The 26,990-nt window shown below is 61.4% G+C and carries 19 protein-coding genes; 12 read left to right on the top strand and 7 right to left on the bottom strand.

Annotated elements, in window-relative coordinates; translation table 11 throughout:
- Positions 1 to 231: 231 nt before the first annotated feature.
- Positions 232 to 1,230 (bottom strand): NAD(P)H-quinone oxidoreductase, encoded by a 999-nt coding sequence (locus ABTV22_RS10525; protein ID WP_433739952.1) that lies wholly within the window; start codon positions 1,228 to 1,230, stop codon positions 232 to 234.
- 183 nt (positions 1,231 to 1,413) lie between these two features.
- Between ABTV22_RS10525 and ABTV22_RS10530 the strand changes: the two genes are divergently transcribed.
- Positions 1,414 to 2,289, top strand: coding sequence for a LysR family transcriptional regulator (locus ABTV22_RS10530; protein ID WP_433739954.1), 876 nt, complete (start codon positions 1,414 to 1,416; stop codon positions 2,287 to 2,289).
- 92 nt (positions 2,290 to 2,381) lie between these two features.
- On the opposite strand, the gene ABTV22_RS10535 is transcribed toward ABTV22_RS10530, so the two are convergent.
- Positions 2,382 to 3,104 carry a pirin family protein gene (locus ABTV22_RS10535; protein WP_433739955.1) on the bottom strand — a complete coding sequence of 241 codons (723 nt, stop codon included), beginning with the start codon at positions 3,102 to 3,104 and terminating at the stop codon, positions 2,382 to 2,384.
- A gap of 307 nt (positions 3,105 to 3,411) precedes the next feature.
- Here ABTV22_RS10535 and ABTV22_RS10540 point away from each other — a divergent pair, with 307 nt between their 5' ends.
- Positions 3,412 to 4,362 (top strand): GlxA family transcriptional regulator, encoded by a 951-nt coding sequence (locus ABTV22_RS10540; protein ID WP_433739957.1) that lies wholly within the window; start codon positions 3,412 to 3,414, stop codon positions 4,360 to 4,362.
- 123 nt (positions 4,363 to 4,485) lie between these two features.
- Positions 4,486 to 5,907 carry an ATP-binding protein gene (locus ABTV22_RS10545; RefSeq protein WP_433739958.1) on the top strand — a complete coding sequence of 474 codons (1,422 nt, stop codon included), beginning with the start codon at positions 4,486 to 4,488 and terminating at the stop codon, positions 5,905 to 5,907.
- Positions 5,908 to 6,040: 133 nt separating this feature from the next.
- Here ABTV22_RS10545 and ABTV22_RS10550 read toward each other — a convergent pair whose 3' ends face one another.
- Entirely contained in the window at positions 6,041 to 8,842 is a 2,802-nt protein-coding gene (locus ABTV22_RS10550; RefSeq protein WP_433739960.1) for an ATP-binding protein, read from the bottom strand.
- A 353-nt stretch (positions 8,843 to 9,195) separates the two neighbouring features.
- Between ABTV22_RS10550 and ABTV22_RS10555 the strand changes: the two genes are divergently transcribed.
- The gene (locus tag ABTV22_RS10555; protein WP_433739962.1) at positions 9,196 to 9,771 is read left to right on the top strand and encodes a flavodoxin family protein; all 576 of its coding nucleotides are present in this window, start codon (positions 9,196 to 9,198) and stop codon (positions 9,769 to 9,771) included.
- A 33-nt stretch (positions 9,772 to 9,804) separates the two neighbouring features.
- Positions 9,805 to 10,629: an alpha/beta fold hydrolase gene (locus ABTV22_RS10560; protein ID WP_433739964.1), complete on the top strand. Its 825-nt coding sequence runs from the start codon at positions 9,805 to 9,807 to the stop codon at positions 10,627 to 10,629.
- Positions 10,630 to 10,671: 42 nt separating this feature from the next.
- Here the strand turns inward: ABTV22_RS10560 and ABTV22_RS10565 are convergent, their stop codons facing one another.
- Entirely contained in the window at positions 10,672 to 11,127 is a 456-nt protein-coding gene (locus ABTV22_RS10565) for a helix-turn-helix domain-containing protein (RefSeq protein ID WP_433739966.1), read from the bottom strand.
- Between the two features lie 158 nt (positions 11,128 to 11,285).
- On the opposite strand from ABTV22_RS10565, the gene ABTV22_RS10570 reads away from it, so the two are divergent.
- The 5 genes from ABTV22_RS10570 to ABTV22_RS10590 all read left to right on the top strand — a co-directional run bounded on the left by ABTV22_RS10570 (position 11,286) and on the right by ABTV22_RS10590 (position 16,815).
- Complete coding sequence (locus tag ABTV22_RS10570; RefSeq protein WP_433739968.1) at positions 11,286 to 12,245, top strand: LysR substrate-binding domain-containing protein; 960 nt, start codon at positions 11,286 to 11,288, stop codon at positions 12,243 to 12,245.
- A 371-nt stretch (positions 12,246 to 12,616) separates the two neighbouring features.
- Positions 12,617 to 13,225, top strand: coding sequence for an antibiotic biosynthesis monooxygenase (locus ABTV22_RS10575; RefSeq protein WP_433739969.1), 609 nt, complete (start codon positions 12,617 to 12,619; stop codon positions 13,223 to 13,225).
- 9 nt (positions 13,226 to 13,234) lie between these two features.
- Positions 13,235 to 15,073, top strand: coding sequence for an amidohydrolase (locus tag ABTV22_RS10580; RefSeq protein ID WP_433739971.1), 1,839 nt, complete (start codon positions 13,235 to 13,237; stop codon positions 15,071 to 15,073).
- 70 nt (positions 15,074 to 15,143) lie between these two features.
- Complete coding sequence (gene ycaC / locus ABTV22_RS10585) at positions 15,144 to 15,767, top strand: isochorismate family cysteine hydrolase YcaC (protein ID WP_433739972.1); 624 nt, start codon at positions 15,144 to 15,146, stop codon at positions 15,765 to 15,767.
- Between the two features lie 151 nt (positions 15,768 to 15,918).
- Positions 15,919 to 16,815, top strand: coding sequence for a LysR family transcriptional regulator (locus ABTV22_RS10590; protein ID WP_433739973.1), 897 nt, complete (start codon positions 15,919 to 15,921; stop codon positions 16,813 to 16,815).
- Between the two features lie 804 nt (positions 16,816 to 17,619).
- On the opposite strand, the gene ABTV22_RS10595 is transcribed toward ABTV22_RS10590, so the two are convergent.
- The 3 genes from ABTV22_RS10595 to gspG form a co-directional block, all read right to left on the bottom strand.
- The gene (locus tag ABTV22_RS10595; protein WP_433739975.1) at positions 17,620 to 18,324 is read right to left on the bottom strand and encodes a hypothetical protein; all 705 of its coding nucleotides are present in this window, start codon (positions 18,322 to 18,324) and stop codon (positions 17,620 to 17,622) included.
- Positions 18,325 to 18,489: 165 nt separating this feature from the next.
- Entirely contained in the window at positions 18,490 to 19,677 is a 1,188-nt protein-coding gene (locus ABTV22_RS10600; RefSeq protein ID WP_433741360.1) for a type II secretion system F family protein, read from the bottom strand.
- Positions 19,678 to 19,691: 14 nt separating this feature from the next.
- Positions 19,692 to 20,141 (bottom strand): type II secretion system major pseudopilin GspG, encoded by a 450-nt coding sequence (gspG, locus tag ABTV22_RS10605; RefSeq protein ID WP_433739977.1) that lies wholly within the window; start codon positions 20,139 to 20,141, stop codon positions 19,692 to 19,694.
- A gap of 211 nt (positions 20,142 to 20,352) precedes the next feature.
- Here gspG and ABTV22_RS10610 point away from each other — a divergent pair, with 211 nt between their 5' ends.
- Both ABTV22_RS10610 and mnxG read left to right on the top strand, forming a co-directional pair.
- The gene (locus ABTV22_RS10610) at positions 20,353 to 20,961 is read left to right on the top strand and encodes a lytic transglycosylase domain-containing protein (RefSeq protein ID WP_433739979.1); all 609 of its coding nucleotides are present in this window, start codon (positions 20,353 to 20,355) and stop codon (positions 20,959 to 20,961) included.
- A 204-nt stretch (positions 20,962 to 21,165) separates the two neighbouring features.
- Complete coding sequence (mnxG, locus tag ABTV22_RS10615; RefSeq protein ID WP_433739981.1) at positions 21,166 to 26,988, top strand: manganese-oxidizing multicopper oxidase MnxG; 5,823 nt, start codon at positions 21,166 to 21,168, stop codon at positions 26,986 to 26,988.
- Positions 26,989 to 26,990: the final 2 nt, after the last annotated feature.

Raw genomic sequence — 26,990 nt, forward strand, 5'->3', positions numbered from 1 at the left:
GTTTTAACAGATGCGTGCACAGGGCAGGGAAAAATTCGACAACCCGCATTCTAAACACGCACCCCAATCCTCGGCTTAGGCACAGCCCCCTGTAGAAGCGAGGCTTGCCCGCGAAAGCGGTGTATCAGCCAACATTGATCGCGCCTGACACATTGCTTTCGCGGGCAAGCCACGCTCCCACAGGGTTAAGGGTTGTTTGCGGGTTTTGCGTACACCCCAAAAAATATGAGATCAATCAACGCTCAGAACAATCTTGCCCACATGATCACCCGCTTCCATCCGCGCATGGGCCTGCGACGCTTCACTCAGCGAATAGACCTTGTCGATCATCGGCAGGCAACGACCGGCTGCCAGCACCGGCCACACGTGTTCACGCAATTGCTGTGCGATCTCGGCTTTTTCTTCCCGTGTACGTGAGCGCAACAGCGAACCGGTGACGATTGCGCGCTTGGCCATGATCGCCAGCAGATCGACTTCCCTGGCAATCGCGCCCCCCAGAAAGCCCAGCATCACCAGCCGACCCTCGAGGGCCAGGGCGGTGACGTTACCGTTCAGGTACGAACCACCCATGATGTCGAGCACCACATCGACACCCTGGCCAGCCGTTTTTTCGGCGATGACCCCGGCGAAATCCTGATCGCGATAGTTGATCGCTTCGGCGCCCAGTTGGCGAATCACCGCGCACTTTTCTTCACTGCCCGCCGTGGCAAAGGCCTCGACGCCAAACTCGCGGCAGAGCATCAACGCCGTGGTACCAATGCCACTGGTGCCGCCATGAATCAAGGCCCGCTGGCCTTTTCGGGCACCCCCCATCTCGAACAGGTTGGCCCACACAGTGAAGAAAGTTTCCGGAATTGCCGCCGCCTGGACCCAGTCCAGGCCTTCGGGGATAAGCAGGGTCTGACTGGCCGGGACCGCGCAATACTGCGCATAGCCGCCGCCATTGGTCAGCGCACACACCTTGTCGCCGACAACGAAGTCGCTGACACCGGCACCGACGGCGACCACGTCACCGGCCACTTCCAGCCCCGGAATCGGGTTCATGCCGGGTTTCATCGGGTATTTGCCAGCACGTTGCAGCACATCGGGTCGGTTGACCCCGGCGGCGCGCACGCGAATCAGCACTTCACCGACGCCCGCCGTGGGCACGGGCACCTGGCGCGGTTGCAGGACGTCGGGGGCGCCGGGTTGGGTGATTTCGATGTGAGTCATGGTGTGGGGCAGTGTCATGTTGGGTACCTTTAAAAGTGAGTTCAATAACTGTGGGAGTGGACTTGCCCGCGAAAGCGGCGTGTCAGGCACTTAGGTGCTGGATGTGATGCCTCATGCCTGGACTATAACGATCTTTTAAAGTGCAATAATGCAGCGAGTTCGCATGAGAGTGATGCATAAGTGCATCAGTCGGGAGAGACCATGAATTGGGATGACGCACGGGTGTTTCTCGCAGTCTGCCGAGAGTCGACGCTACGAGGTGCCGCACGGGTATTGGGGGTGGATCAGGCCACGGTTGGTCGGCGGATTGTGGCGCTGGAAAAGTCATTGAGCGCGACACTGTTTCTGCGCACCTCCGAAGGCTACGCGCTGACAGCCGTGGGGGAGGCGGCGATGCGCGCGGTGGAGAAAATGGAGCATTCGGCGCTGGAGCTGGAGCGGCGGATACAAGGTCTCGATGATCGGTTGACCGGCACCGTGCGGGTCACCACGACCGACTCCCTGGCCATCGACTTCCTGATTCCGGCCATTGCCCGTTTGCATCAGCAGCATCCTGATGTACGGGTGCAACTCGACGCTTCGACACAGTTTCTCAGCCTGGCCAAACGCGAAGCCGACATCGCCGTGCGCAATACCCGACCGGATAACCCGGACCTGATCGCCCGGCGCATCGCCCGTTGGCCGGTGGGTTTGTTTGCTTCGCAGGCGTACGTCGATGCCCACGGTGTACCGCAGCCGGGATCGGCGTTCGAAGGGCATGACCTTGTGGTTTATCAGCCGTATCTACAGGCGAACAAGGACATGACGCTGGTCAGTGAACCGCTGGGGCGTGGACGGATTGTTTCGAGCCTGAGTTCCAGCATGTTGGTACGTCGATCCATCGCCGCAGGGATCGGCATCGGCGAAATTCCGGTGTACGTGGGGGAGAAGGACGGGCTGGTCAGGCTGTGGCCGGAGCGCTCCCGACCGATGCCCTATGACGTATGGCTGGTGACCCACGCCGACCTGCGGCACACCGCCCGGGTGCGGGCGGTGATCGATGAGATTGTCGCGGGTTTTTCTGGCACCGGTGAATAAAAGATCGCAGCCTCGCTTCGCTCGACAACTCCTACAGGGATCGGCTAGCACCTGTAGGAGTTGTCGAGCGAAGCGAGGCTGCGATCTGTTGATCAAGGCATTTGCGGCAATTCTTGCGCTCGCAGATCGAACACCAGCACCTCAGCATCCACGCCGTTGCTCAAGGTCAACACCTGCTCTTCGCGAACCCGTACACCGTCGCCTTCCTGCAAGCGCTGGCCGTTGAGTTCGACACTGCCCCGTGCCACATGCACGTAAGCGTAGCGATGGGCGGCCAGCTCCAGGGTGGCGCTTTCCTGGCCGTCGATCAGACCGGCATACACCCGTGCATCCTGGCGCACCTTCAACGAACCCTTGGCGCCGTCGGGGGAAATGATCAGTTGCAGGCGGCCGCGTTTTTTCTGCGGGCTGAAATGTTCCTGTTGATAACGCGGCTTGGCACCGCTGACTTCCGGCACGATCCAGATTTGCAGGAAGTGCACCGGGTGTTTGTCCGAGTGGTTGAATTCACTGTGCGCCACGCCACTGCCAGCGCTCATCAACTGCACATCGCCGGGACGGATCACTGAGCCTGTGCCCAAGGTGTCCTTGTGTTCCAGAGCGCCCTCGAGCACATAGGAGAAAATTTCCATGTCGCGGTGCGGGTGCTGGCCGAAACCTTTACCGGCAGCCACGCGGTCATCGTTGATCACCAGCAGGTCGGAAAAACCCTGTTCTTTGGGGTTGCGATAGTTGGCGAAGGAGAACGTATGAAACGACTTCAACCAGCCATGGTTGGCCATGCCACGATCAGAAGCCTTGCGAAGGGTCAGCATGATGGAATCTCCTGTGAGGACGTGAATTCGTCCGAGTGAGGAGAAGGTTAATGGTTACTGAGTGGTGCAATAAGTAGATGAAAATTGAAATACTGTCTCATTAAGGTTGACAGTCATGCGAGAACGACGCTGACTTCACACTCCGCCATAATGCATGGCTACGCCGGACACCTAACCCGTAGGAGCCGAGCTTGCTCGCGATAGCGGCCTGACATTCAACAGACATAGTGACTGTGAGTCCGCTATCGCGAGCAAGCTCGGCTCCTACAGGGTTTGGTGTTTTTTAAACCTGAGTGATTTTGAACCCATGAAAACCGTGGCTATGGTGCTGTTCCCCAACTTCCTCCTGCTCGACATGGCTGGGCCCATGGAGGTGTTTTCCATTGCCAATCGGTATCTCAAGCCAGACGACCATTACGTGCTGACGACCATCGGCACAGAGCCCGGTGCGCTACGGGCGTCCAATGGCGTGAGCGTGCACGCCGACGTGTCGATCGAGCAGGCCTGCGACGGTTTTGATTTGCTGCTGGTGCCCGGTGGTCCCGGTGCCTACAACGAAAAACATCCGCCGTTGCTTGACTGGCTCAAGTACAACGTCAGTCGCTCGAAGGCTTATGGCTCGATCTGTACCGGCGCCTTTGTATTGGGGCATGCCGGGTTGATCGACGGCTATCGCGTGACCACTCACTGGCACTACACCGAACGCCTGATCAAGGCCTTCCCCAAGGCGAGCGTCGAGACTGACCGGATATTCGTCCAGGACCGCCACCTCATCACATCCGGGGGCGTCACGGCCGGCATTGACCTGGCGCTGTCAGTGGTTGCCCAGGACCATGGCAAGAAAGTCGCTCAGGACGTGGCCAAGGTGTTGCTGGTGGTGATGAAGCGCCAGGGCGGCCAGGCGCAGTTCAGTCCGTTGATGGCGGCGGTGGCGCCCCAGGAAACGGCGATTACCCGGTTGCAAAATCACGTGCTCGAACATCTCGAAGAAGCCTTCAGCATCGAACGCATGGCAGGCTTGGCCACCATGAGCCCGCGCCACTTCGCCAGGGTCTTTGTCCGTGAAACGGGCATGACCCCCATGGAGTTTCTGCAAAACGCCCGTATCGATTGCGCCAGGAACCTGCTGGAAACCACTGAGTTGCCACTCAAAACCGTGGCCTTCAAGAGTGGATTCGGCAGTGTGCGGCACATGCGTTTTCTGTTCGGTGAAAAGCTCGGCCTAACCCCGACCCAGTACCGCGAGCAATTCAGTTGATGCCATGGCCGTCATGCGCACCGTAATGGCCGTGACGCTCCCCCCGTGACGGTTGTACCGTCATCGAGGCCTGCCAAGATAGCCTGGATGTGTGCAGGGCAGGCTAACGGTGGGTGAAGGTGCATGAACAGCCTCAGAGACATACACAGCGACACGGTGCTGCGCTTCGGTCCCTACGCGTTCCACCTCAATCAGCGACTGGTGCTGGAAGGCGACCAGCCGCTGCGTCTGGGCGGTCGGGCCCTGGATATCCTGCAGGTACTGGTCGAGCACGCGGGCTCGGTGATCAGCAAAAACGAAATCATCGCGCAGGTGTGGCCCAGGTCAGTGGTCGAGGAAATCAACCTGCGGGTGCACATTGCCGCACTGCGCCGGGCCTTTCGCGACGGGCAGGGCGGGCACTGTTACATCGTCAACATCCCCGAGCGCGGTTACAGCTTTGTCGCGCCTGTGCGGCAGGCATCGGTGCGCCCCCCGATCTTGCTCGAAAACCTGCCTGCACCCCGACACAACCTGCCCGCACGATTGATGCCCGTCATTGGACGCGATGCGGTAGTGGGCAGCCTGGTGCGACAGTTGCCGGTGCGACGCTGCATGACCCTTGTCGGGCCGGGCGGTATCGGCAAGACCATGGTGGCCCTGCGGGTTGCCGAGTTGTTGTTGCAGCATTATCGCGATGGGGTGTGGCGGGTGGATCTGGCCACGATTGACGACTCGGCGCAGGTTGAAGATCACTTGGCGCGCGCCCTGGAACTGGACACCGGCGCCACCGCGCAAGCGCTGGGTCAACGGCATGCACTGCTGATTTTAGATAACTGCGAGCACTGGCTGGAACGTTGCCGAACCCTGGTCGAAGCGTTGCTGATATCAAACCCGCATCTATCGATCCTGATCACCAGTCGCGAGCCGCTGCTGGCCACCGGTGAAACACTGATAACGTTGCCACCGCTGGTGGTGCCTCCAGCGTCGGCGTTGCGCAGTGTCGATGAAATCATGGGGTATTCGGCGGTGCAGTTGCTCGTCAGCCGTGCGCGGGCCTGTCAGCAAGGGTTTGCCCTGCGCGAACAGGACCTTCGGGCGGTGCGCGACATCTGTCGACGGCTCGATGGATTGCCCCTGGCGATCGAACTGGCGGCGGCGCAGATCGATGCATTGGCGCTGGTGGGCCTGCAAGCGCAATTGGATAACTGTTTTCAACTGCTGACCCAAGGGCGACGCACGGCAGTTCCCAGGCACCAAACCCTCGAGGCCGCTCTCGACTGGAGCTACGAGCGGTTGAGCCCGCTGGAACAAACCGTGTTGCAGCGCCTGGCGGTGTTCAAGTCGGCGTTTACCCTGGACGCGGCGTTGGGCGTGGTCAGTTGCGACACGCTGCTGCCCGCTAATCTGTCCAAAGTCTTGGAAAGCCTGGCGCTCAAATCGCTGTTGTCACGGGAACAGACCCAAGGTATGACCCGTTACCGCTTCCTCAACACCACCCGCCGCTATGCCTTGGAAAAACTCGAACTTAACGGGAATACCGAGGCAATATTCCGGCATGCATGAAACCCTGTGGCGAGGGGATTTATCCCCGTTGGGACGCGAAGCGGCCCCGGCGTCCTTTCAAATAGATTGAATGGTCCGGATTACGTCTGCTTCGCAGTCGAGCGGGGATAAATCCCCTCGCCACCATCGTTTGTCAGACTACCAAACGCTTCTGCAGCTCATCGAGTAAGCCACGCACGGCAATCAGGTCCGGCGTGGCATGCCCCTCGGTGAAACGCTGGAAGATCGGCATCAACAGGTCATGGGCTTGCCGATACCGGCCCTGACGTTGCCAGAGCCGTGCCAGGGAGGTGGCGCTGCGCAGTTCCCAGGCCAGTGCGCCCTGGGCTTTGGCCACGTCGAGCGCCTTGATCAGCACCGATTCGGCAGTGCCATGCTTGACCGGACAATCGGCGGCCAACAGCGTATCGGCACGGGCCCGCAGAATCTCCGCGGTGCTCCAGCCCGCCGCACCGCTGTCGGCGCGTTGTAGCAAGTCGTCATCGACGAACGCAGTGTCCAGGGTGACCATAATCTCCTTGATCAAACCCACATCCGAACGTTGCGATGGCTGCGCATCGGTACTGTCGATGACCCGCGCATAGTGCTGTGCCCAAGTGTAAAACAGCACCACCGAGTGCTTCTGTGCCTGCTCCAGCAGCAGGCGCAGCAAGTCGCGAGCCGTCTGGGCGTCGCCGTTGTAGTGGGCGATCAGGCACCCAGCGAGCGCCAGGGTGTAGCAGATGGAGGTGCCGTGGTTGATCTGCAGGGCGATGTCCAGTGCCTGCCTTGCCGTGCGCCAGGCTTGTTCCGGTTCACCCTGTAGCCAGAGGATACGCGCCAGAATGGTCAGGGAGGCGACGCTCTGGTCGTACTGCACGCCGAAGCCATGGGTGAAACGGTTGAGGTGGCCGCTATGGGCCATGCGCTGGATCACCTCTTCGGCATCCATCCGCGCCCGTGATTGATCGCCGGAAAAGTGCAGGGCCAACACCCGCAAGCGGTGGGTGCTCAAAGACAGCAGCGGATCGCCGTGCACACCCAACCGGTCGAATTGCTGGCTCTGCTCCAGGGCCATCCGGTAATGGCCGCAACTGAGGTTGACCGCCATGTGTCCGGACACGGCGCGCAACTCTCCGACCACATCATTGCACTGGCGGGCCAGGGTTCTGGCGGTGACAAAGGCACCGATGGTTTCCGCGCTGCCACCCTGAACGTGATAACAGGCACTGCCAAGGGCCAGCTTCAAGGTCATTGCCAGGTGCGCGCAGGGTTCGGAGGCGGCATTGAGCAAGGCCAGGGCCTTGCGCACATAACCACCGTGCTCCTTGAGCAGCGACAGTTCCTGCCAGAGCGGTGTGGATGTCGCCGTCAAACGGATCGCCAGGGTCGTCGGGCCTTGCGCATTCAGGCCCCAATCAAGGGCCGCACGGACATCTTCCAGGCTGCGCGCATACCGCTCGATCCACAGAGCGGTTGGCGTTTTCTCCCAATCGTTCTGCGCCTGTTGCATCACGGCCAGGCAACGTTCGGCGTGCCGTTCACGGGTGCCGGGCAATTCGCCGGCCTGCTCGAGTTTTTCCAGGGCATAGTGGCGAGTGGTGTCGAGCAGACGGTAGAAAACCTCTTCGTCGCCGACGTCCACGCTCAGCAGGGATTTGGCCACCAATTGCGTGATTGAGCCAAACACCTTGTCGGGATCGATGTGCTCGCCGACGATCACCGCCGCTGCCGATGCCAGGGTAAAGCCGCCACGGAAAATGCTCAGGCGCCGCAAGCAGGTTTGCTCGCAGGCGCTGAGCAGTTCGAAGCTCCAATCCAGTGTGGCGCGCAAGGTTTGATGGCGGCCCAGGGTCGTCTGACTGCTGTGGGTGAGCAGGCCAAAACTGTTTTGCAATTGCGCAAGCAAGCCGCCCAGGCCAAGGCTGGCGACTTGCGCAGCCGCCAGTTCCAGGGCCAGCGGAATGCCGTCCAGGCGACGGCAAATTTCGATCAACAGCGGCAATTCGGCATCGCTCAGTTCGAAGCTGTCGTGGCTGGCCATGGCGCGCTCGGCGAACAATTGCAGTGCGGAAAAGCTCAGTGCCTGGGCGCGGTCCAGCACGGCGATCGGAGGAGGGCAGTCCAGCGAATCCAGGCGCTGGACGAATTCGCCTTCGGCCCGCAGGCTCTCGCGGCTGGTGGCCAGGATGTGGACCTGCGGTGCGCCACGCAGCAGGCTCTCGCAGAGCAGGGCCACGCTGTCGATCAAGTGTTCGCAGTTATCGATGACCAGCAGCATCTGCCGTTCGCGCAGGAACAGGGCAAGGCTGTTCAGCGGCTGCATGTCGTGCAGAGACAGGCCCAGCAGCGCGGCCAGGTGACCGCTGATCATCAAGGGGTCGTTGATGGGTGCCAGGTCCAGCAAGCGTATGCCGTCACGGTAGCGACCAATCAGCTGTTCGGCCACGCGCAGGGCCACGGTGGTTTTGCCGATGCCGCCGGGGCCGATCAGGGTGATGAAACGCTGGCGCGGCAGCTGCGCCACCAGGTGATCGACCAGTGTCTGACGGCCGATCGGGCGGGTGCGGCGCAGGGGCAGGTTGTGTTCGCTCGATGGCTGGCTGTCGCTTGCGGGCTTCTCGACTCGTTCAACCGAATAGGGCGCGACAAAACTGTAGCCGCGCTGGGCCACGGTGATGATGTAGCGCTGGCCGGCCTGACCGTCACCCAGGGCCTTGCGCAAGGCCGCCATGTGCACCCGCAGGTTGATCTCTTCCACCACGCTGTTGGGCCAGACTTGCGCCATCAGTTGCTGTTTGCTGACCACGTTCCCGGCGTGTTCCAGCAGGATCAACAGGATGTCCATGGCCCGACGGCCCAGGCGCAGCGGCTGGTCGGCCTCCATCACCAGACGTTGTCCGGGGTAAATTCTATAGGGGCCGAAATGCACGGCCTGTTCAAGGGAAAGGGTCAACGCTCACTCCTGGCTGCATCCGTCTAACTCGCGGTTTGCGAGCATACTCCTCAGGTTTTTTCATCCACGCAATGTGCTGGCCGGATGACTGCGCGGTGCCTGATTCGACTGCCGCGTCCATCGGACCTTAGCTGGCTCCCGTCTTCATTGGGGGGCGTGCTGACAAAAGGGTGATCGGCGCTCTGTGCGTGTCATGGAAAATTAACAACGTTTAACTCGTCGTGCCTCCCATCTAAGCCCAAAACTCCGTGTAGGAGCTGCCGAAGGCTGCGATCTTTTGATCTTGAAAACATCAAAAGTTCGCAGCCTTCGGCAGCTCCTACAGGGATTCAAACCAGCGCAAGGACATCGAAATGAGCAACGTGGTGGTGGTCTATCACAGTGGCTACGGGCATACACGGGTCATGGCCGAAGCTGTGGCCCAGGGTGTGGAACGGTGCCCGGGTAGTCGCTGCCAGCTGGTTCCGGTCGAGGCGGTGGACGAACACTGGGATCACCTGCACCACGCCGACGCGATCATTTTTGGTGCCCCGACCTACATGGGCAGCGCCTCGGCGGCGTTCAAAGGCTTCATGGAAGCCACGGCGTCGTTTTACCTGGCGCAGCCTTGGCGCGACAAGCTGGCGGCCGGGTTCACCAATTCCGGCTGCCTGTGCGGCGACAAGCTCAACACCCTGCTGCAAATGGCGGTCTTCGCTGCCCAGCATTCGATGATCTGGGTCGGTCTCGACCTGTTGCCCGCTCGCTCTGCCACGGGCGTGTTCGACGGACAACTCAATCGCCTCGGCAGCTCGCTGGGTGCCATGGCCCAGTCGAATGTCGAACAGTCTCCCGAGCAGGCCCCGCCGGCCGAAGATCGCTGCACCGCTGCACACCTGGGCGAGCGGGTGGCGCGGCTGGCCGCTCGCATGGGTCGCGCACCGGATTGATTCACAACAACCCCAAGTAAAGGAGCACGCCACATGAGCACATTCACCACCCGCGACGGTACCCAGATTTACTACAAGGATTGGGGCAGCGGTCAGCCCATCGTCTTCAGCCACGGTTGGCCGCTGAGTGCCGACAGTTGGGAGTCGCAGATGATTTTCCTCGCCGACCAAGGCTACCGGGTCATCGCCCATGATCGCCGTGGCCATGGCCGCTCCAGCCAACCCTGGACCGGCAACGACATGGACACCTACGCCGATGACCTGGCGCAGTTGATCGAGCTGCTCGACTTGAAAGACGCCGTGTTGTTTGGCTTCTCCACCGGTGGCGGCGAAGTGGCGCGCTACATCGGTCGCCATGGCACTGGCCGTGTGGCCAAGGCCGGGCTGATTTCCGCTGTCCCGCCGTTGATGCTCAGGACCGACGCCAACCCCGGCGGCCTGCCCATCGAAGTGTTCGACGGCATTCGCCAAGCCTCGCTGGCGGACCGTTCGCAGCTGTACAAGGACCTCGCCAGCGGCCCGTTTTTTGGCTTCAACAAACCCGATGCCAAGCCCTCTCAAGGGATGATCGACTGGTTCTGGCTGCAGGGCATGATGGCCGGTCACAAGAACGCCTATGACTGCATCAAGGCGTTTTCGCAAACTGACTTCACTGAAGACCTTAAGAAGTTCGATGTGCCGACCCTGGTGGTGCATGGCGACGCCGACCAGGTGGTGCCGATCGAAGCGGCGGGTATCGCCTCGGCGAAGCTGGTGAAGGGCGCTACGCTCAAGATTTACCCAGGCGCACCCCATGGCTTGACGGATACCCACAAGGACCAGCTCAACGCTGATCTGCTGGCGTTCCTCAAGGGTTGACCCGGTAAAGAAAGATCAAAAGATCGCAGCCTGCGGCAGCTCCTACATGGATAGGTGTACACCTGTAGGAGCTGCCGCAGGCTGCGATCTTTTGCTTTCAAATCTACCCACGACCCGGCAACGCCAGGCAAACGGGTTGATGCCTTCGCTGCGGGTGAACATGTGGCAAAAATGCGCCTGATCACAGAAGCCGCATTCCAGGCTGATTTGCGTGAGGCTAAGGTCTGTGTGCTGGATCAACAACTTGGCCCGGGCGATGCGTTGCTGGCGAATCCAATCCTGGGGTGAAAGGCCGGTGCTGCACTTGAAGGCGCGGGAAAAATGACTGCGCGACAACGCGCAGGCATTGGCCAGTTCGGTGACTTCCAGCGTCTGGCCCAGACGCTCCAGAATCAGTTGTTTCACCAGCCGTTCGCGCTGAGGGCTGAGGCCGCCGGTGGGCTTCTTTGACGCTTGCATGACTGTCGCGCGGGCAGCGTTTTGCTGGAAGTGAGCCATGGCGAATGTCCGTGTGGGTAGGCCTCATTCTTGAAGTCGGAGGCTCTGGCGTGCGAGTTAAACGTTGTTAATTCCTCGTCCATAACGGGAAGTCTTGGATAAAGTCAGACACAATCCTCACCTTCGAGCCTAGCTGAACACACAAGGAACCCGTGCCTATGAATCGAAACGATCTGCGCCGCGTCGACATGAACCTGCTGGTGATTTTCGAGGCGCTGATGTTCGAAAAGAACCTGACCCGCGTGGCGGAAAAACTGTTCATGGGCCAGCCGGCGGTGAGTGCCGCCCTGGGTCGGTTGCGCGACCTGTTCGACGATCCGCTGCTGTTGCGCAACGGTCGCGGTATGGAGCCGACGGGGCGGGCGCTGGCGATCCTCAAGGAACTGCAACCGGCCATGGATGTGATTTCCGGTGCGGTCAGCCGGGCCAAGGAGTTCGATCCGACGACCAGCAGCGATGTGTTTCGCATCGGCCTGTCGGACGACGCCGAGTTCGGTCTGTTTCCGCCATTGTTGCGCCAATTGCAGGAAGAGGCACCAGGGATTGTGGTCGTGGTGCGTCGAGCCAACTACCTGTTGATGCCGGCCTTGCTGGCCTCCGGTGAAATCTCCGTGGGCGTGAGCTACACCACGGACCTGCCGGCCAATGCCAAGCGCAAGAAACTGCGCGATATCCCCTGCAAAGTACTGCGCGGCGACACGCGTCCGGGGTCACTGACCCTCGACGAATACTGTGCGCGCCCCCATGCAATGGTGTCGTTTTCCGGTGACCTGAGCGGCAACATCGACCTGGACCTGGCCAAGGTCGGACGGTGTCGCAAGGTGGTACTCGGCGTGCCGCAGTTCAGTGGCTTGCGGGCGTTGCTGGCCGGCACCGAGATGATCGCCACAGTGCCGGATTACGCGGCCTGCGCATTGGTCGAGGGCTGTGGCCTGCGCGCCGAAGACCCACCCTTTGAAATCGAAGCCGCACAGTTATCGATGGCCTGGAGCGGAGTGCATGACAATGACCCGGCGGAGCGGTGGTTGCGTTCGCGGATCAGCCAATTCATGTCCGCGCCGTTGGACGTCGTCACAGGTGGAGGGGCGGGGGAGTCAAAAGCAGGCGAGGCGACCTGATACTCCTCTGTAGGAGCCAGGCTTGCTGGCGAACCGAGGGCGCCACGGTGTATCTGTCATACCGCATCATCGTCCTTCGCTTTGTAGGAGCCAGGCTTGCCGGCGAACCGGGGCGCCACGGTGTAACTGTCAAACCGCGTTATCGCTCTTCGCTTTGTAGGAGCCAGGCTTGCCGGCGAACCGGGCGCTGCGGTGTAACTGTCATACCGCATCATCGTTCTTCGCGGGCAAGCCTCGCTCCTACGGGCGAACCTAATGGATTTCAGATCCAGCTACTCACCCAAAAAGAGCACGTACATCCAATTTTTTCTTCCTCCCCCCCGGCACTATCAAACCCAGTTATCAACCTCGTTTCGCCGGAGCCTTTCGTCATGCCTCAAGCCCATTCCCAGAGCACAGCGCCGGGTTTCGATGAAGTGGTGACCTTGATCGTCAAGCACCGGATCAAGGCCGGTCATGAGGCCACGTATGAAGCCTGGCTGCGCAACATCGTCAAAGTGGCCGGGCAGAGCGAAGGGCACTTGGGGGTGGATGTGGTCCGGGGCAAACACGGCGGTCTGCAGCTGTTCACCTGCGTGCTGCGTTTTTGCTCCACCGACGCCATGCAGCGCTGGCTCGATTCGCCGCAGCGCCAGGCACTGATCGACGAAGCCGCACCGATGCTGGCGGACGGTGATCAGACCGAGGTCAATCCGGTCAATGAATTCTGGTTCGCTCCACTGGCCGATGCGGCATCGCCACCGCCACGCTGGAAGCAGGCAGTGGTGACGTTGCTGGTAATCCTGCCGCACACCTTGCTGGTGCCACTGCTCTGGGGGCCGCTGCTACAACTCAATGCCTTCCTGTCCAGCTACGTGGTCGCCACGTTTCTGATCACCCTGACTATCGTGTTGTCAGTGGTGTACGTCTTCATGCCGCTGGCCACGCGTCTGTTTGCACCGTGGCTGGAAGCCGGCCAGTCCCACTCTACACAGCCTTGAGGTACAGCAATGAACGCCGATCTGATTTTGTTCAATGGCCAGTTCCATACCGTTGACCGGGACAATCCGCGGGCCAGTGCCGTGGCCATCCGCGAAGGTCGCTTCGTGGCGGTCGGTAGCGATGCCGAAGCAATGGCGTTGCGCGGGTCTGGCACGCAGGTGGTCGACCTCAAGGGTCGCTGCGTGATTCCCGGCCTCAACGATTCGCACCTGCACCTGATCCGTGGCGGCCTGAACTACAACCTGGAGTTGCGTTGGGAAGGCGTGCCGTCGCTGGCCGATGCGTTGCGCATGCTCAAGGAACAAGCCGACCGTACACCGACCCCGCAGTGGGTGCGGGTGGTCGGTGGCTGGAACGAATTCCAGTTCGCCGAAAAACGCATGCCCACCCTCGAAGAACTCAACCAGGCCGCGCCGGACACCCCGGTGTTCGTCCTGCACCTGTACGACCGCGCCTTGCTCAACCGTGCCGCGTTGCGTGTGGCCGGCTACACCCGGGACACGCCGAACCCGCCGGGTGGCGAGATCGTTCGTGATGCCAATGGCAACCCCACCGGCATGTTGGTGGCGCGCCCGAACGCGATGATCCTCTACGCGACCTTGGCCAAGGGGCCGAAGCTGCCATTGGAATACCAGGTGAATTCGACCCGCCAGTTCATGCGCGAACTCAATCGCCTGGGCCTGACCAGCGCCATCGACGCCGGCGGCGGTTTCCAGAATTACCCGGACGATTATCAGGTGATCGAGCAGTTGGCCAAGGACCAACAGTTAACGGTACGCATTGCCTACAACTTGTTCACCCAGAAACCCAAGGAAGAACTCACCGACTTCAAGAACTGGACCAGCAGCGTGACCCTGCACCAGGGCGATGACTACCTGCGGCACAACGGCGCCGGGGAGATGCTGGTGTTCTCGGCGGCGGATTTCGAGGACTTCCTGGAGCCGCGCCCGGACTTGCCGCAAAGCATGGAAGACGAACTTGAGCCGGTGGTGCGCCATCTGGTCGAGCAGCGCTGGCCGTTCCGCTTGCACGCCACCTACAACGAATCCATCAGCCGCATGCTCGACGTGTTCGAGAAGGTCAACCGCGACATTCCGTTCAACGGCTTGCCCTGGTTCTTCGACCATGCCGAAACCATTACCCCACAAAACATCGAGCGGGTGAGGGCACTGGGTGGTGGCATCGCGATCCAGGATCGCATGGCGTTCCAGGGCGAGTACTTCGTCGAGCGCTATGGCGCCAAGGCCGCACAAGACACACCACCGATCCAGCGCATGCTCGCCGAGGGTGTACCGGTGGGCGCCGGCACCGATGCGACGCGGGTTTCGAGTTACAACCCGTGGACTTCGCTGTACTGGATGGTCAGCGGGCGCACGGTGGGTGGCATGGCGCTGCACGCCGAGGGTCTGCCGCGCCAGACCGCGCTGGAACTGTTTACCCACGGCAGCGCCTGGTTCTCGTCCGAACAGGGCAAGAAAGGCCAGATCAAGATCGGTCAACTGGCGGACCTGGCCGCGTTGAGCGCGGACTTTTTCAGTGTCGATGAAGAGGCGATCAAGTGGATCGAATCGGTGCTGACCGTAGTGGGCGGCAAGATCGTGTACGCCGCCGGTGATTTCGAAAAACTCGGGCCTGCCAGTGTGCCGGTGCTGCCGGACTGGTCGCCGGTGGTGAAAGTCCCGGGTCACTGGCGGCCGAACTCGCCGTTACAGGCCCAGGTGCATCAGTGCAACGGACCGTGTGCGGTGCACTCCCACAGCCATGAACGGGCACGTCTGTCGAATGCACCGGTCAGCGATTTCGCCGGTTTCTGGGGCGCTTTCGGCTGTTCGTGCTTTGCTTTCTGACACAAACCAAAAAGCGCTGGCGTGAAGAGTCGGCGCTTCCAGCAAAAACCATCCACCAAGGAGTTTTTTCATGAGCAACGTTCCGTACAAACGCCTGAACAAAGACGATGCAGTGGTACTGCTGGTCGACCACCAGACCGGTCTGATTTCGCTGGTGCAGGATTTCTCGCCCAACGAATTCAAGAACAACGTGCTGGCCCTGGGCGACATCGCCAAGTTCTTCAAACTACCGACCATCCTCACCACCAGTTTCGACAAGGGACCTAACGGTCCGATCGTTCCGGAACTCAAGGCGCAGTTCCCGGATGCACCGTTCATTGCCCGTCCGGGCCAGATCAACGCCTGGGACAACGAAGACTTCGTCAAGGCCGTTAAAGCCACTGGCCGCAAGCAACTGATCATCGCCGGTGTGGTGACAGACGTGTGCGTGGCATTCCCGACCCTGTCGGCCATTGCCGAAGGTTTTGACGTGTTCGTGGTGACCGATGCTTCCGGCACCTTCAACACCACCGTGCAACAAGCGGCCTGGGCCCGCATGTCGGCCGCCGGTGCCCAATTGCTGAACTGGTTCTCGGTAGCTTGCGAACTGCAAGTCGACTGGCGCAACGACATGGAAGGCCTGGCCAACCTGCTGTCTGAACGCCTGCCGAACTACCGCAACCTGATCAACAGCTACACGACGTTTACCAAGTAAGAGCTCGCTCGGTAACGTTTAAAAGATCGCAGCCTGCGGCAGCTCCTACAGGGAAATGCATTCCCATGTAGGAGCTGCCGCAGGCTGCGATCTTTGCTTTTCCGAGGAAAAACCGGCTACAAAGCGTTCAACTGTCTACCAGGTCGTGACAATGAACCCCTTCGAAGACATGCGTATTTTTTGCCAGGTCATGGACTCTGGCAGCTTCACCGCCGCCGCCGATCAATTGGGGCTGTCCAAGCAATTCGTCAGCCGACGCTTGATGCAGCTCGAAGAGCGCCTGGGTGTGCGGTTGCTCAATCGCTCGACCCGCCGACTGGATGTCACGCCCCTGGGCCAGAGTTATTACGAATCCGCCTTGCGCCTGCTCGGTGAAGTCGAGCAAGTGGAGCAGGGCATCGCCGGGCAGACTACCGAGCCGCGCGGCACACTGCGCGTCAGCGCGCCGCTGTCGTTTGCGCTGGCGCACCTGGGTTGCCTGCTGCCGTTGTTCTTGCAGCGCTATCGAGACGTCACGGTGGAAGTGGACTTGAGCGATCGGCCCGTCGACTTGCTCGGTGAGGGCTACGACCTGGCCTTGCGCATCGGCACGCTCGAAGACTCGACGCTGATTGCCCGCCGTATCGCGACCATCGAGCGCGTGTATTGCGCAAGTCCCGCTTACCTGGCCGAGCGCGGCACGCCCGTCAGACCCGAAGACTTGCACAGCCATGACTGCCTGCCTTACGGCCACGGTCGTCAGGTGCAATGGCGGTTCGCGGGGCAGGTCAAGCCATTGGTCGTCAACGTCACGGGACGGATGCGGGTCAACAATGGTGAATTGCTCAAGGACGCGGCGATTGCCGGGATGGGGATTACCTACCTGCCGACCTTTATCGTCGAATCGGCATTGAAAGAGGGGCGGCTGGTGGCGGTACTGGATGCGTTTCGACCCGAGGCGCTGACACTGTCGGCGGTGTATCCGCAGCACCGCCAGTCATCGCGGCCGGTGCAGGCATTGATCGAGTTCTTGCGTGAGCGCTTGGATGGCTCATACAAACACCTGTAGGAGCAAAGCTTGCTCGCGATGGCGGTGGATCATTCAACATTGATGTCGTTTGACACACCGTCATCGCGAGCAAGCTCGGCTCCTACAATGGATTGGTTGCATGGCCGGTGCGGGCGTTGATTGGATTTTTGCATGATCGGCGCTGGATGACTCACACGAACACCTGTAGGAACGAAGCTTGCTCGCGATAACAGTGGTCCATTCAACACTAATGTCGTTTGACACGCCGTCATCGCGAGCAAGCTCGGCTCCTACAATGGATCGGCTGCATGGTCGGTGCGGGCGTTGATCGAATTTTTGCATGATCGGCGCTCGATGACTCACACGTACACCTGTAGGAGCAAAGCTTGCTCGCGATGGCGGTGGATCATTCAACATTGATGTCGTTTGACACACCGTCATCGCGAGCAAGCTCGGCTCCTACAATGGATCGGCTGCATGGTCGGTGCGGGCGTTGATCGAATTTTTGCATGATCGGCGCTGGATGACTCACACGTACACCTGTAGGAGCAAAGCTTGCTCGCGATGGCGGTGGATCATTCAACATTGATGTCGTTTGACACACCGTCATCGCGAGCAAGCTCGGCTCCTACAATGGATCGGCTGCATGGTCGGTGCGGGCGTTGATCGAATTTTTGCATGATCGGCGCTGGATGACTCACACGAACACCTGTAGGAGCGAAGCTTGCTCGCGATGGCGGTGGATCATTCAACATTGAAGTCGTTTGACACACCATCATCGCGAGCAAGCTCGGCTCCTACAAGGGTGGGTGGAAGTCAGTTCACGCGTTTGTTGTCCTCTGGTTAGCCGCCGACGTGAACACCGTGATCATCGCCGGGTTGGCCAGCTGCATGCATCCCATGATCGTCACCGATTTGACCCGAGTTATGCGCGCCGCGGTCGTCACCGACTTGACCTGAGCGATGTACGCCGTGGTCGTCGCCGATTTCACCTGAGCGATGTACGCCGTGGTCGTCGCCGATTTCACCCGAGCGGTGGACGCCGTGGTCATCGCCGATTTCACCCGAGCGGTGGACGCCGTGGTCGTCACCGATTTCACCTGAGCGGTGTACGCCGTGGTCATCACCCTGTTCGGCATGAGTACCACTGCGCCCGGAATTCGAGGCTGTACTTCCGGCATGGTCGCTGCCGCTGTGCCCGCTGCTGGCGCCATCGCCGCCGTGGCCGCTGCTGCCGCCACCACCGCCGCTGTTGCCGCCACCGCCACCGCCACCGCCACCGCCGTTGCCGCCACCACCGCCGCCGTTGCCGCCACCACCGCCGCCGTTGCCGCCACCACCGCCGCCGTTGCCGCCACCGCCACCGCCACCGCCGCCACCGCCACCACCGCCGCCACCACCACCGCCGCCACCACCACCTCCACCACCCCCACCGCCGTCCTTCGCATGTGCACTCGACACGTCGGAAATGCTGCCTGGAATCAGTACGGTAGACGCCGACAAAACCGCGCCAATAGCTACTGCCAGTAAAAGCTTGTTGATGTGCATGTCGTTCTCCGTCTTCTTTTTTCAGATTGGAACGTTGATGAACAATGCAACGTGCTGATTTCTCCCTGTATTCAGCAGGAACGTTGGAAAACACCTCAACGCGCCGGTTTATTCGGTTGCCCGGTCGAAGACCAGGCAACCGACGGTCAGGGCCCTTTTCGGGGGTCAGTGAATACTTGAGGCCAGCTCGAAAATCGGGATGTACATCAGGATCACGATCACCCCGATCAACAGGCCGATGAAGGTCATGAGCAAGGGTTCGAACAGTCGCACGAACCATTCGATCCAGCGGCTGATTTCTTCGTCATAGAAGTCGGCGCTGCGCTCCATCATTTGTCCCAGGTTGCCGGACTGTTCGCCGGCGCGCAGCAGGCGCAGGGAAACCGGGGTCACCAGGTGGTTGAGCTCCAGCGCAGTTGACAGCGATTGCCCCTCGCTGACCCGTTCGCAGGCCTGGTCCAGGCGTGCGCGGGAGGCGGGGGTCAGCAGGTTGCGCACCATGCCCATGGCAGTGACGAGGGGAATACCGCCCTGTAGCAGAATGCCCAGGGAACGATAGAAGCGCGCCAGCTCGTACATGAAGATGCGCTGGTGCACCGCCGGGACTTTTTCGATCAGTCGGTCCACGCCTCGGCGAAAAGACGGTTGACGCTGGAGCAGGGCGATGCTGACGACGAAGGCCGCAAAGGCGCCGAAAAACTCACCCTGATGGGCATGCAGGAACATGCCGCTGCTCATCAGGATTTGCGACAGCCACGGCAGGTTTTCTCCCAGCCCTTCGAACACCAGACTGAAGCGCGGTACCACGTAGCCCATCAAGAACAGCACCACGCCACCGCCGACGATCAGCAACAGCATGGGGTAAATCGACGCGCTGACGATCTTCTGGCGAACTTCGTCCATGCGCTGGCGATAGCTGACATAGCGGCCCAACGCGTCGCCCACCGCACCGGTCTTTTCGCTGGACTGCACCAGCGCCACGTACAGCGGCGGGAACACCGCCGACAACTGGCCCAAGGCCTGGGAAAACGATTTGCCTTCATACAACAGGCGCACCAGTTCGCTCAGGGTTTTGCGGGCCTGCGGCGCGCTTTCTTTTTCCGCCAGGCTTTCCAGCGCATCGATCAGCGGCAGGCCGGCATTGAGCAGCGTCGTCAGTTCCTGGCTGAACAGCACCAGGTTGAACGTCTCCCGCTGCTTGAGGCCCATCGCCCGCCAATGTCGCTCGGCGTGCAGACTGACCACCCGCAGTCCCTGGTCCTCGGCGATGCGCCGGGCTTCGCTATGGCCCGGCGCTTCGATGGTCATTGAAACCACACCGGCCTTGCCTACGGCTTTGAGGTGAAAGCGCATGGTCGCCATTGCCGTCAATTCCAGTTGGTGACTTCGGCGTTTTCGCCTTCACCGCCGGCCTGGCCGTCCTTGCCCAGGGACAGCAGGTCGTACTCGCTGTGCTCACCGGGGTAGCGGTAGGTGTAGGCACGGCCCCAGGGGTCCAGAGGCAGTTTTTTCTGCAAGTACGGGCCGGTCCAGTGGGCTTCATCACTGGGCGCAGTCACCAGCGCCTGCAAGCCTTGCTCGGTGGACGGATAATGTCCGACCTCCAGCCGGTACAAGTCCAGGGCCTTGCCCAGGCCTTCTATCTGCGCCTTGGCCACTTTCACTTCGGAGCGGCCCAGTTGGGCGAAATACTTCGGCGCGACGATGCCGGCCAACAGCCCCAGCACCACCAGCACCACTAACAGTTCCAGCAGGGTGAATCCGCGCTGAGCTCGCAGGGAAGCGCCACGGGTGGCGAAAGACAGTCGCTGTTTCATCTTGATGACCTCACTTAATCGGCAGAAGGGTCGCAGCTGATTCATGTAATGGAGGCTTATGCAATTGCCATGCAAAGGTTTTTGCTTGCCTCTGTACCCCGCGTGTTACGGCGCTTTGCGCTTTCGGCACAGTGCTTGCGTATGGCTGATCCACGACCGGCCATTGGGGCATTACCCCCATTTTTCGGGGCTGGGCACGGGAGGTAGAACAATGAAAAAGCTCACCACAGGAATGCTCGGATTGATGCTGCTGGCCGGTGCCGCGCAGGCCGACGTATTCGTTTCCGTGGACACCAAGGGCAACTTTGTCCTGTCGAATGTCCACCGCCCCGGACGCCACTATGAACGGGTCATTCGCGAGCCCGAAGCGGCGGTCGTCAGCCTCGACAAACAGCCCCAGATGATTGCCGCCAGGCCCTATGCCGAGCTGGTATCCAAGGCGGCCACGGACAACCAATTGCCCGCGGCGCTGCTGCATGCGGTGATCCAGACCGAATCGCACTACAACCCCAGTGCCATGTCACCCAAGGGGGCTGGCGGGTTGATGCAGCTGATGCCCGACACCGCCCGGGAACTGGGGGTGAAGAACGTCTACGACCCCAAGGCCAACATCCAGGGCGGCGCCAAATACCTCAAGCGCCTGATGACGATGTTCGACAACGACATCGAACTCGCCGTGGCCGCGTACAACGCAGGCCCTCAAGCCGTGCTCAGCCGCGGCGGTGTGGTCCCGCCGTTCGCCGAAACCCAGCGTTATGTCCCCAACGTCTTGAACCAGTACCGGTTGTTGCAGGGGCTGGCGGCGAACGCCCCGTTGTGAGCGAAAGCCCGGGCCGGTTTTCCCCAATATTGGGGAATGGTGGCCCCGGCAAAAAATTGGGGAAAAAATGGGGAATTTCCCCAGGCGAATTAAGTGCTAATCGTAACTAGCTGAAAAATAAACAGAATTTTTATGGCATGCGGATTGCTCAAGGGAGTTGTCGAGAATTATTCCCTGTGCGCAACCACAGCGAGGCCCGTGATCATGACCGGCATTTTCCACGCTCAACAGATTCTTCCCTGGCTGCTATTGGCGGCTTCGATGCTGGGCGTCGAATATGCCGAAGCCGCTGCGCGTTGCGAACGCAACCTGGTGGCCAATGTCGTGGCGCTGGACCAGCCCCTGATGTTCAACCGCCTCGGTGCGCAGAACGTCAACGGCATGATGTTCGCCTTGCGTCGTGATGTGGTCGATGACCGTGACGTCTCGCTGGCCCTGGGCGGTGCCGCGGTGCCGGGCAAGGTGTCGCTGCGGGCCGACAAGCGTCCGCGTCCGCTGGTGCTGCGGGTGGCCGCCGGTGACTGCCTGACCATCAATCTGCAGAACCTGCTGGCCTATCAGGCCAACCCTGGCTCGCACGAAGGTGCTGAGGAAGAAGGGGGCATCGAAGTTGGCAACAACCAGAACTTCAAGGTCGACGAACAGGTTGCCGATCGTCACGTTGGCTTCCAGGTCAATGGCATGCAGGCGGTCAACAGCATTGATGACATTTCATCGTTCACCGGACGCAACGCCAATACCCTGATTGCGCCCGGCGCCACCCGTTCCTATACCTTGTACGCCGAACGCGAAGGGGTGTTCGCTGCCAGCAGCCGTGGCGCGACCTTCGGTGGCGAGGGCGCGGCCGGTAACGTGGCCAACGGCCTGTTCGGCCAAGTGGTGGTGGTGCCCAAGGGCGGCCGCACCTATCGCAACACCCTTACCGAAGAAGAGATGCGCTTGGCCACCACCGGTCGCACTCCGGCAGGCCAGCCCATCGTCGATTACCAGGCGCGCTACCCGCAACGCGAGCCATGGCTGCGTGAAGGCAAGGCCGGCACGCCGATCATCAACATGGTCGACGGCAATGAAATCGTGTCCAGCGAGAGCGATGCGATCGTGATGGGCAGCAACGCCGATGGCAGCTTCCCGGCCTCGACTTATCCGCTGGAAACCGTGGGCAAGCGCAACCCGGCGATTCCCAATCGGCTGGAGCCATTTCGCGATTTCGCCTCGCAGTTTCAGGATGAAACCGCAGCAACCCAGGCCTTTCCCGCTTACTGGGCCGATCCGGTCATGGCCCACGTACTGGAGCCGACCCGCGATTCGTTCATGATCAACTACGGCTCCGGCGGCATGGGTGCCGAGGTGGTCGCCAACCGCCTGGGCGTGGGGCCGATGCACGATTGCCTGTCCTGCGCCTACGAAGAGTTCTTCCTCAGCTCCCACACCGTGGGTGACGTGGCGATGCTGGTGGACGTGCCGGCCAACGCCGGCCTGGAAGGCATCGCCCCCGGACAGACGCCAACGGCCGACCAGGTCGGGGTCAAGGCAACCATGGCGCTGTATCCGTCCGAGCCGTCCAACGTCAACCACAGCTACATCGGTGACTTCGTCAAATTTCGCAACACCCACAATGGCCATGAGCAGCACATCTTCCACCTGCACGGGCATCAGTGGCTGTTCAACCCCAACGACGACAACTCTGACTATGTGGACGCTCAGGGCATCGGTCCCGGCGCCGGCTACACCTATGAAATCGCCAACGGCGGTTCGGGCAACCGCAACCGCGTAGCGGGTGATGCGATCTATCACTGCCACTTCTATCCGCACTTCGCCCAAGGCATGTGGGCCATGTGGCGGGTGCACGACGTGTTCGAAGAAGGCACCAGACTCGAAGTCTCGCAACAGGGCGCCGACGGCTTCCACAACGAACCTTATGCGCTGCGCAGCGGTAAGCCTGCGACCGGTGCACGGGCCTTGCCCGACGGCGAAATCGTCGCCGGCACGCCGATCCCGGCCGTGGTCCCGCTGCCAGGCAAAGCCATGCCGCCGATGCCCGGCAAAGTCGTGGTCATACCGAAAGTCGGTGAAACCCTGGTGGCCGCCAACGACGATCACCAAGAGGAAGGCGACGATGACGGCGAGCATCATGGCGGCGCTCATTCCAACAGTGGGGCCATCGGCTCCCTGGCGCTGGTCGATCGCAGCGAAGCCAACCGCAACGCTGACGGCACGCTGAAAAACCCTGGCTATCCCTTCTGGATCGGCGGCATGGAAAGCTCGGTTGGCCAACGCCCACCGACCCCACCGCTGGACATGCTCGACGCCGCCAAGGCGCAGAGTCTGAAGGCCACGGGTAAAGCCCTGTGGGCCAACCTCGACCCGAATCAGTCCGGTGGTTGGGACGGTGGCTTGGGGCGTCATTCCCTGGACGGTTTCTCCGCTGGGGGTGAGGCGCGCACCGTGACCACTTCCCTTGATTTTTCCAAGGAAGTGACCCGCGCCAAGCCGCTGTATCTGCCGGAGGAGGGCACGGAAGTCGAACAGGCGGCGATGGCCTTCCACGCCAAGAAAGACCACCCAAGCTTCGCCTTGCTGCCCGGAAACCAGATCGTGGCGCGCAACTTCCGCACCAACGGCGCCTTGCCGGTGGCCGGTGCGCCGTACTACGAACCCTGCATGGATGACCGGCAAAAACGCCTGACCAGCAGTGCCGGCACCGGTGAGTTCAATAGCGGTGAGCGGATCGATGGCCTGTCGTTCACCGGCTCCTCGACCTTCACCGCCGACCGTCCACGAATCTACAAGGCGGCGAACATTCAGTTCGACGCGGTGTACAACAAGGTCGGCTACCACTTCCCGCAAGCGCGCATCCTGGCCCTGTGGGAAGACGCTTGGCCGGTGATCACCAAACAGCGTCCACCAGAGCCGCTGGTGATGCGCATGAACACCTTCGACTGCGTGCAGTATCAGCAAACCAACCTGGTGCCGGCCGTCTATGAAATGGATGACTACCAGGTGCGTACGCCAACCGATGTGATCGGTCAGCACATTCACCTGCCCAAGTGGGACCTGACCGCGGCCGACGGCTCGGCCAACGGCTGGAACTATGAAGACGGCGTGCTCTCCCCAGGTGCCGTGCAAGAGCGCATCCATGCCATTCGCGAGTTCAACCAGTGCGAAGGCACCGACCCGCGTGACGGCACCCCGGCCTGCCCGAAAGCCAAGAACCATCCGTACTTCGGCCAGTTCGGCCGCGCCGATTGGGTCGGCGCGCGCACCGCGATGCAACGCTGGTTCGTCGATCCGGTGGTCAATACCAAAGGTGTCGACCGTGGCCTGGGCACCATCTTCACCCATGACCACCTTGGCCCATCGACTCACCAACAGATTGGCTTGTACGCCACCGTGCTGGCCGAGCCTGCCGGTTCCACCTGGTTCCACGCCGAGACCGGCGAGCCGTTGTACAGCGGCGCGCGCCAGGATGGCGGGCCGACTTCGTGGCAAGCGGTGATCTCCACCGGCGACCTGGACGGCGACGGCAAGAACGACAGCTTCCGTGAGTTCTTCCTCGAATACAGCGACTTCCAGCACGCCTATGAAGCCGGCGTGTATGTGGGCGCTGGCCCCAATGGCGTGCCGAATCCGCAAGCGTTCCCGGCCACGGCCGACAGCTTCCGCTATGCGATCAACCCACCAGTGCGCAACGGCGCCAGCAACCTGCTCGACGGTGTGCTGGAAGTGCAGGGCGGTATGGTTCCGGGCTGCCCGAGCCGGCCTTGCCCGCAAGCGATCTCGGTGGATGACCCCGGCATGTTCGTGGTCAATTACCGCAACGAACCGCTGGCCCTGCGGGTGTACGACCCGAACAAAGTCGGCCCGGACGGCAAGCGCGGTATGCAGGCCGATGGCTTGGGCGGCGACCTGGCCTATGCCATGCAAAGCCGCACCGACCGTGCGATCCCGGCGATGAACCTGGCGCCCAACCTGATCACCTCGGCCACCGGCCCAACCGGCGGCACCACCCTGTTCCCGCCGCACATCAACAAGGGCGGCGCGGAAGCGGGCGACCCGTTCACCCCGATGCTGCGTACCTACACCGGTGACAACGTGCGGCTGCGGGTGCATGCCGGCGGTCACGAGGAGGAGCACAACGTCACCCTGCACGGCGTGAAGTGGCTGCAAAGCGGCTCAGGTTTCGGCAACAGCTCCAACTCCGGCTGGCGCGCGTCGCAGATGATCGGGATCTCCGAGCAGATGGGCTTCATTGCCCCGGTCTCGATGATGTCCAGTTCGGCGGCGAGCACCGGTGACTACCTGTACTCGATGGACGCTTCGATCGAGGGCTACTGGAGCGGGATGTGGGGCGTGATGCGCAACTACACCGCCCAGCGCGACGATCTGTTCGCCTTGCCCAACAACGCGAAACCCACCGGAATGCGCAACACCGTGGCGTTCGACGGCATTTGCCCACGCATTGGCGCCAACCCCAACGGCATCGGCACCCGGCCAACACCGCAACGCAACTATGAAGTGGTGGCGGCACTGGCCAACGACATCCTGACCAATCCGCTGGGCCTGACCATCGGTGACCCGGCAGGCATCGGACATCACGTGGGCGGGCCGCTGAATCCGGCTGGCGGCACCCTGGTGTTCAACTCGCGGACAGTGAGCATTCCGCAAGTCACCGTGACCGACCCCGTAGACGGTGAAACCATCACCATCGGCGGGCAAAGCGGACCGCTGCATGACCCGACCGCGATCCTGTATGTGCGCAAGGCCGACCTCGACCCGACCACCGGCAAGCTCAAACCTGGTGTGCCCGTGGAGCCGCTGGTACTGCGCGCAGCAGCCGGTGATTGCATCAACATCACCCTGGAAAACCGTCTGCCAAGCGTCATGCCCGACCTGACCCAGACCGCAGTGATGCAAGGCGTGGTCAAGCGCGACCGCAACAACGGCACCGGGTCGACCACCTTCAGCAACAACCTGATACGGCCGTCCAGTCACGTTGGCTTGCATGCACAATTGCTGGCGTACGACATCACCAAGTCCGACGGCACCAACGTCGGGGCCAACCCGACCCAGACCGTCCCACCGCGTGCCGGCAACAGCGGCGCCTACCCGACCCGTACCTACCAGTACTACGCCGGGCACCTGGAACGTGAAGGCAAACCGATCACCCAACTGGGGCGTAACGTCGACAACATCAACGCCACGGCGGTGGAGTTCGGCGGGTTGAACATCACCCCGGCCGATGTGATCAAGCAATCGCAAAAAGGCCTGTCGGGTGCAATGAGCATCCTGCCGGCCGGCGCTACCTGGGTTGACGATGTGCGCAAGGTCAACGCGACCGTGACCGCACCGGGTCAAACCAGCTACCGCGACTTTGCGATGGTCTGGCAGAAAGCGTTGAACATTCGCTGGGCCAATGGGCGGCCGGTGGAAGGGATTGCCGCGGAAGGCTTCGGCGTGCCGAACGACCCGCAAGACAACTCCGGCATGGCCATCAACTACAAGACTGAACCGATGTGGTACCGCTTCGGCCTGGCCCCGAATGCACCGTTTGGCCATGCCAACGGCTCAGGCTACGGCGATATGGCGAACGCGCACATGGCCTACAGCAATGCGCTGGTAGGTGGCGATCCGCAAACGCCAGTGCTGTACGCCAAACCGGGTCAGCCATTGCGTACCCACATCCTGATGCCGACCGGTGGCAGCCGTGGCACCACCTTCCAGCTCGACGGTCACGTCTGGTCGAACAACCCGTTCCTCTCGGAGAAGAGCGACACCAATGGCTACCCGATGAGCACGCCTGGCGTGGGCTCGGTGAAGTTCGGCTACAACCCGATGTCGATGTACATCGGCGCCCACGAAAGCGTTCTGCCGGCAGCGCACTTCAGCTTCATGCTGCCGAGCGCCGGGGGCATCAATGCGATACCGGGTGACTACCTGTTCCGCGACTACGGCGCCTATGGCAACACCTCCGGGTTGTGGGGCTTGCTGCGGGTGACCAACGAACCGGAACCGGCACCGGTGCCATAGGT

Source organism: Pseudomonas putida (assembly GCF_050990305.1).
Classification (GTDB): Bacteria; Pseudomonadota; Gammaproteobacteria; order Pseudomonadales; family Pseudomonadaceae; genus Aquipseudomonas; species Aquipseudomonas putida_AH.

Coding starts and splice junctions, on each gene's coding strand:
- ABTV22_RS10525 (WP_433739952.1), bottom strand. CDS start 1,230: ATGACACTGCCCCACACCATGACTCACATCGAAATCACCCAACCCGGC.
- ABTV22_RS10530 (WP_433739954.1), top strand. CDS start 1,414: ATGAATTGGGATGACGCACGGGTGTTTCTCGCAGTCTGCCGAGAGTCG.
- ABTV22_RS10535 (WP_433739955.1), bottom strand. CDS start 3,104: ATGCTGACCCTTCGCAAGGCTTCTGATCGTGGCATGGCCAACCATGGC.
- ABTV22_RS10540 (WP_433739957.1), top strand. CDS start 3,412: ATGAAAACCGTGGCTATGGTGCTGTTCCCCAACTTCCTCCTGCTCGAC.
- ABTV22_RS10545 (WP_433739958.1), top strand. CDS start 4,486: ATGAACAGCCTCAGAGACATACACAGCGACACGGTGCTGCGCTTCGGT.
- ABTV22_RS10555 (WP_433739962.1), top strand. CDS start 9,196: ATGAGCAACGTGGTGGTGGTCTATCACAGTGGCTACGGGCATACACGG.
- ABTV22_RS10560 (WP_433739964.1), top strand. CDS start 9,805: ATGAGCACATTCACCACCCGCGACGGTACCCAGATTTACTACAAGGAT.
- ABTV22_RS10565 (WP_433739966.1), bottom strand. CDS start 11,127: ATGGCTCACTTCCAGCAAAACGCTGCCCGCGCGACAGTCATGCAAGCG.
- ABTV22_RS10570 (WP_433739968.1), top strand. CDS start 11,286: ATGAATCGAAACGATCTGCGCCGCGTCGACATGAACCTGCTGGTGATT.
- ABTV22_RS10575 (WP_433739969.1), top strand. CDS start 12,617: ATGCCTCAAGCCCATTCCCAGAGCACAGCGCCGGGTTTCGATGAAGTG.
- ABTV22_RS10580 (WP_433739971.1), top strand. CDS start 13,235: ATGAACGCCGATCTGATTTTGTTCAATGGCCAGTTCCATACCGTTGAC.
- ycaC (WP_433739972.1), top strand. CDS start 15,144: ATGAGCAACGTTCCGTACAAACGCCTGAACAAAGACGATGCAGTGGTA.
- ABTV22_RS10590 (WP_433739973.1), top strand. CDS start 15,919: ATGAACCCCTTCGAAGACATGCGTATTTTTTGCCAGGTCATGGACTCT.
- ABTV22_RS10595 (WP_433739975.1), bottom strand. CDS start 18,324: ATGCACATCAACAAGCTTTTACTGGCAGTAGCTATTGGCGCGGTTTTG.
- ABTV22_RS10600 (WP_433741360.1), bottom strand. CDS start 19,677: ATGCGCTTTCACCTCAAAGCCGTAGGCAAGGCCGGTGTGGTTTCAATG.
- gspG (WP_433739977.1), bottom strand. CDS start 20,141: ATGAAACAGCGACTGTCTTTCGCCACCCGTGGCGCTTCCCTGCGAGCT.
- ABTV22_RS10610 (WP_433739979.1), top strand. CDS start 20,353: ATGAAAAAGCTCACCACAGGAATGCTCGGATTGATGCTGCTGGCCGGT.
- mnxG (WP_433739981.1), top strand. CDS start 21,166: ATGACCGGCATTTTCCACGCTCAACAGATTCTTCCCTGGCTGCTATTG.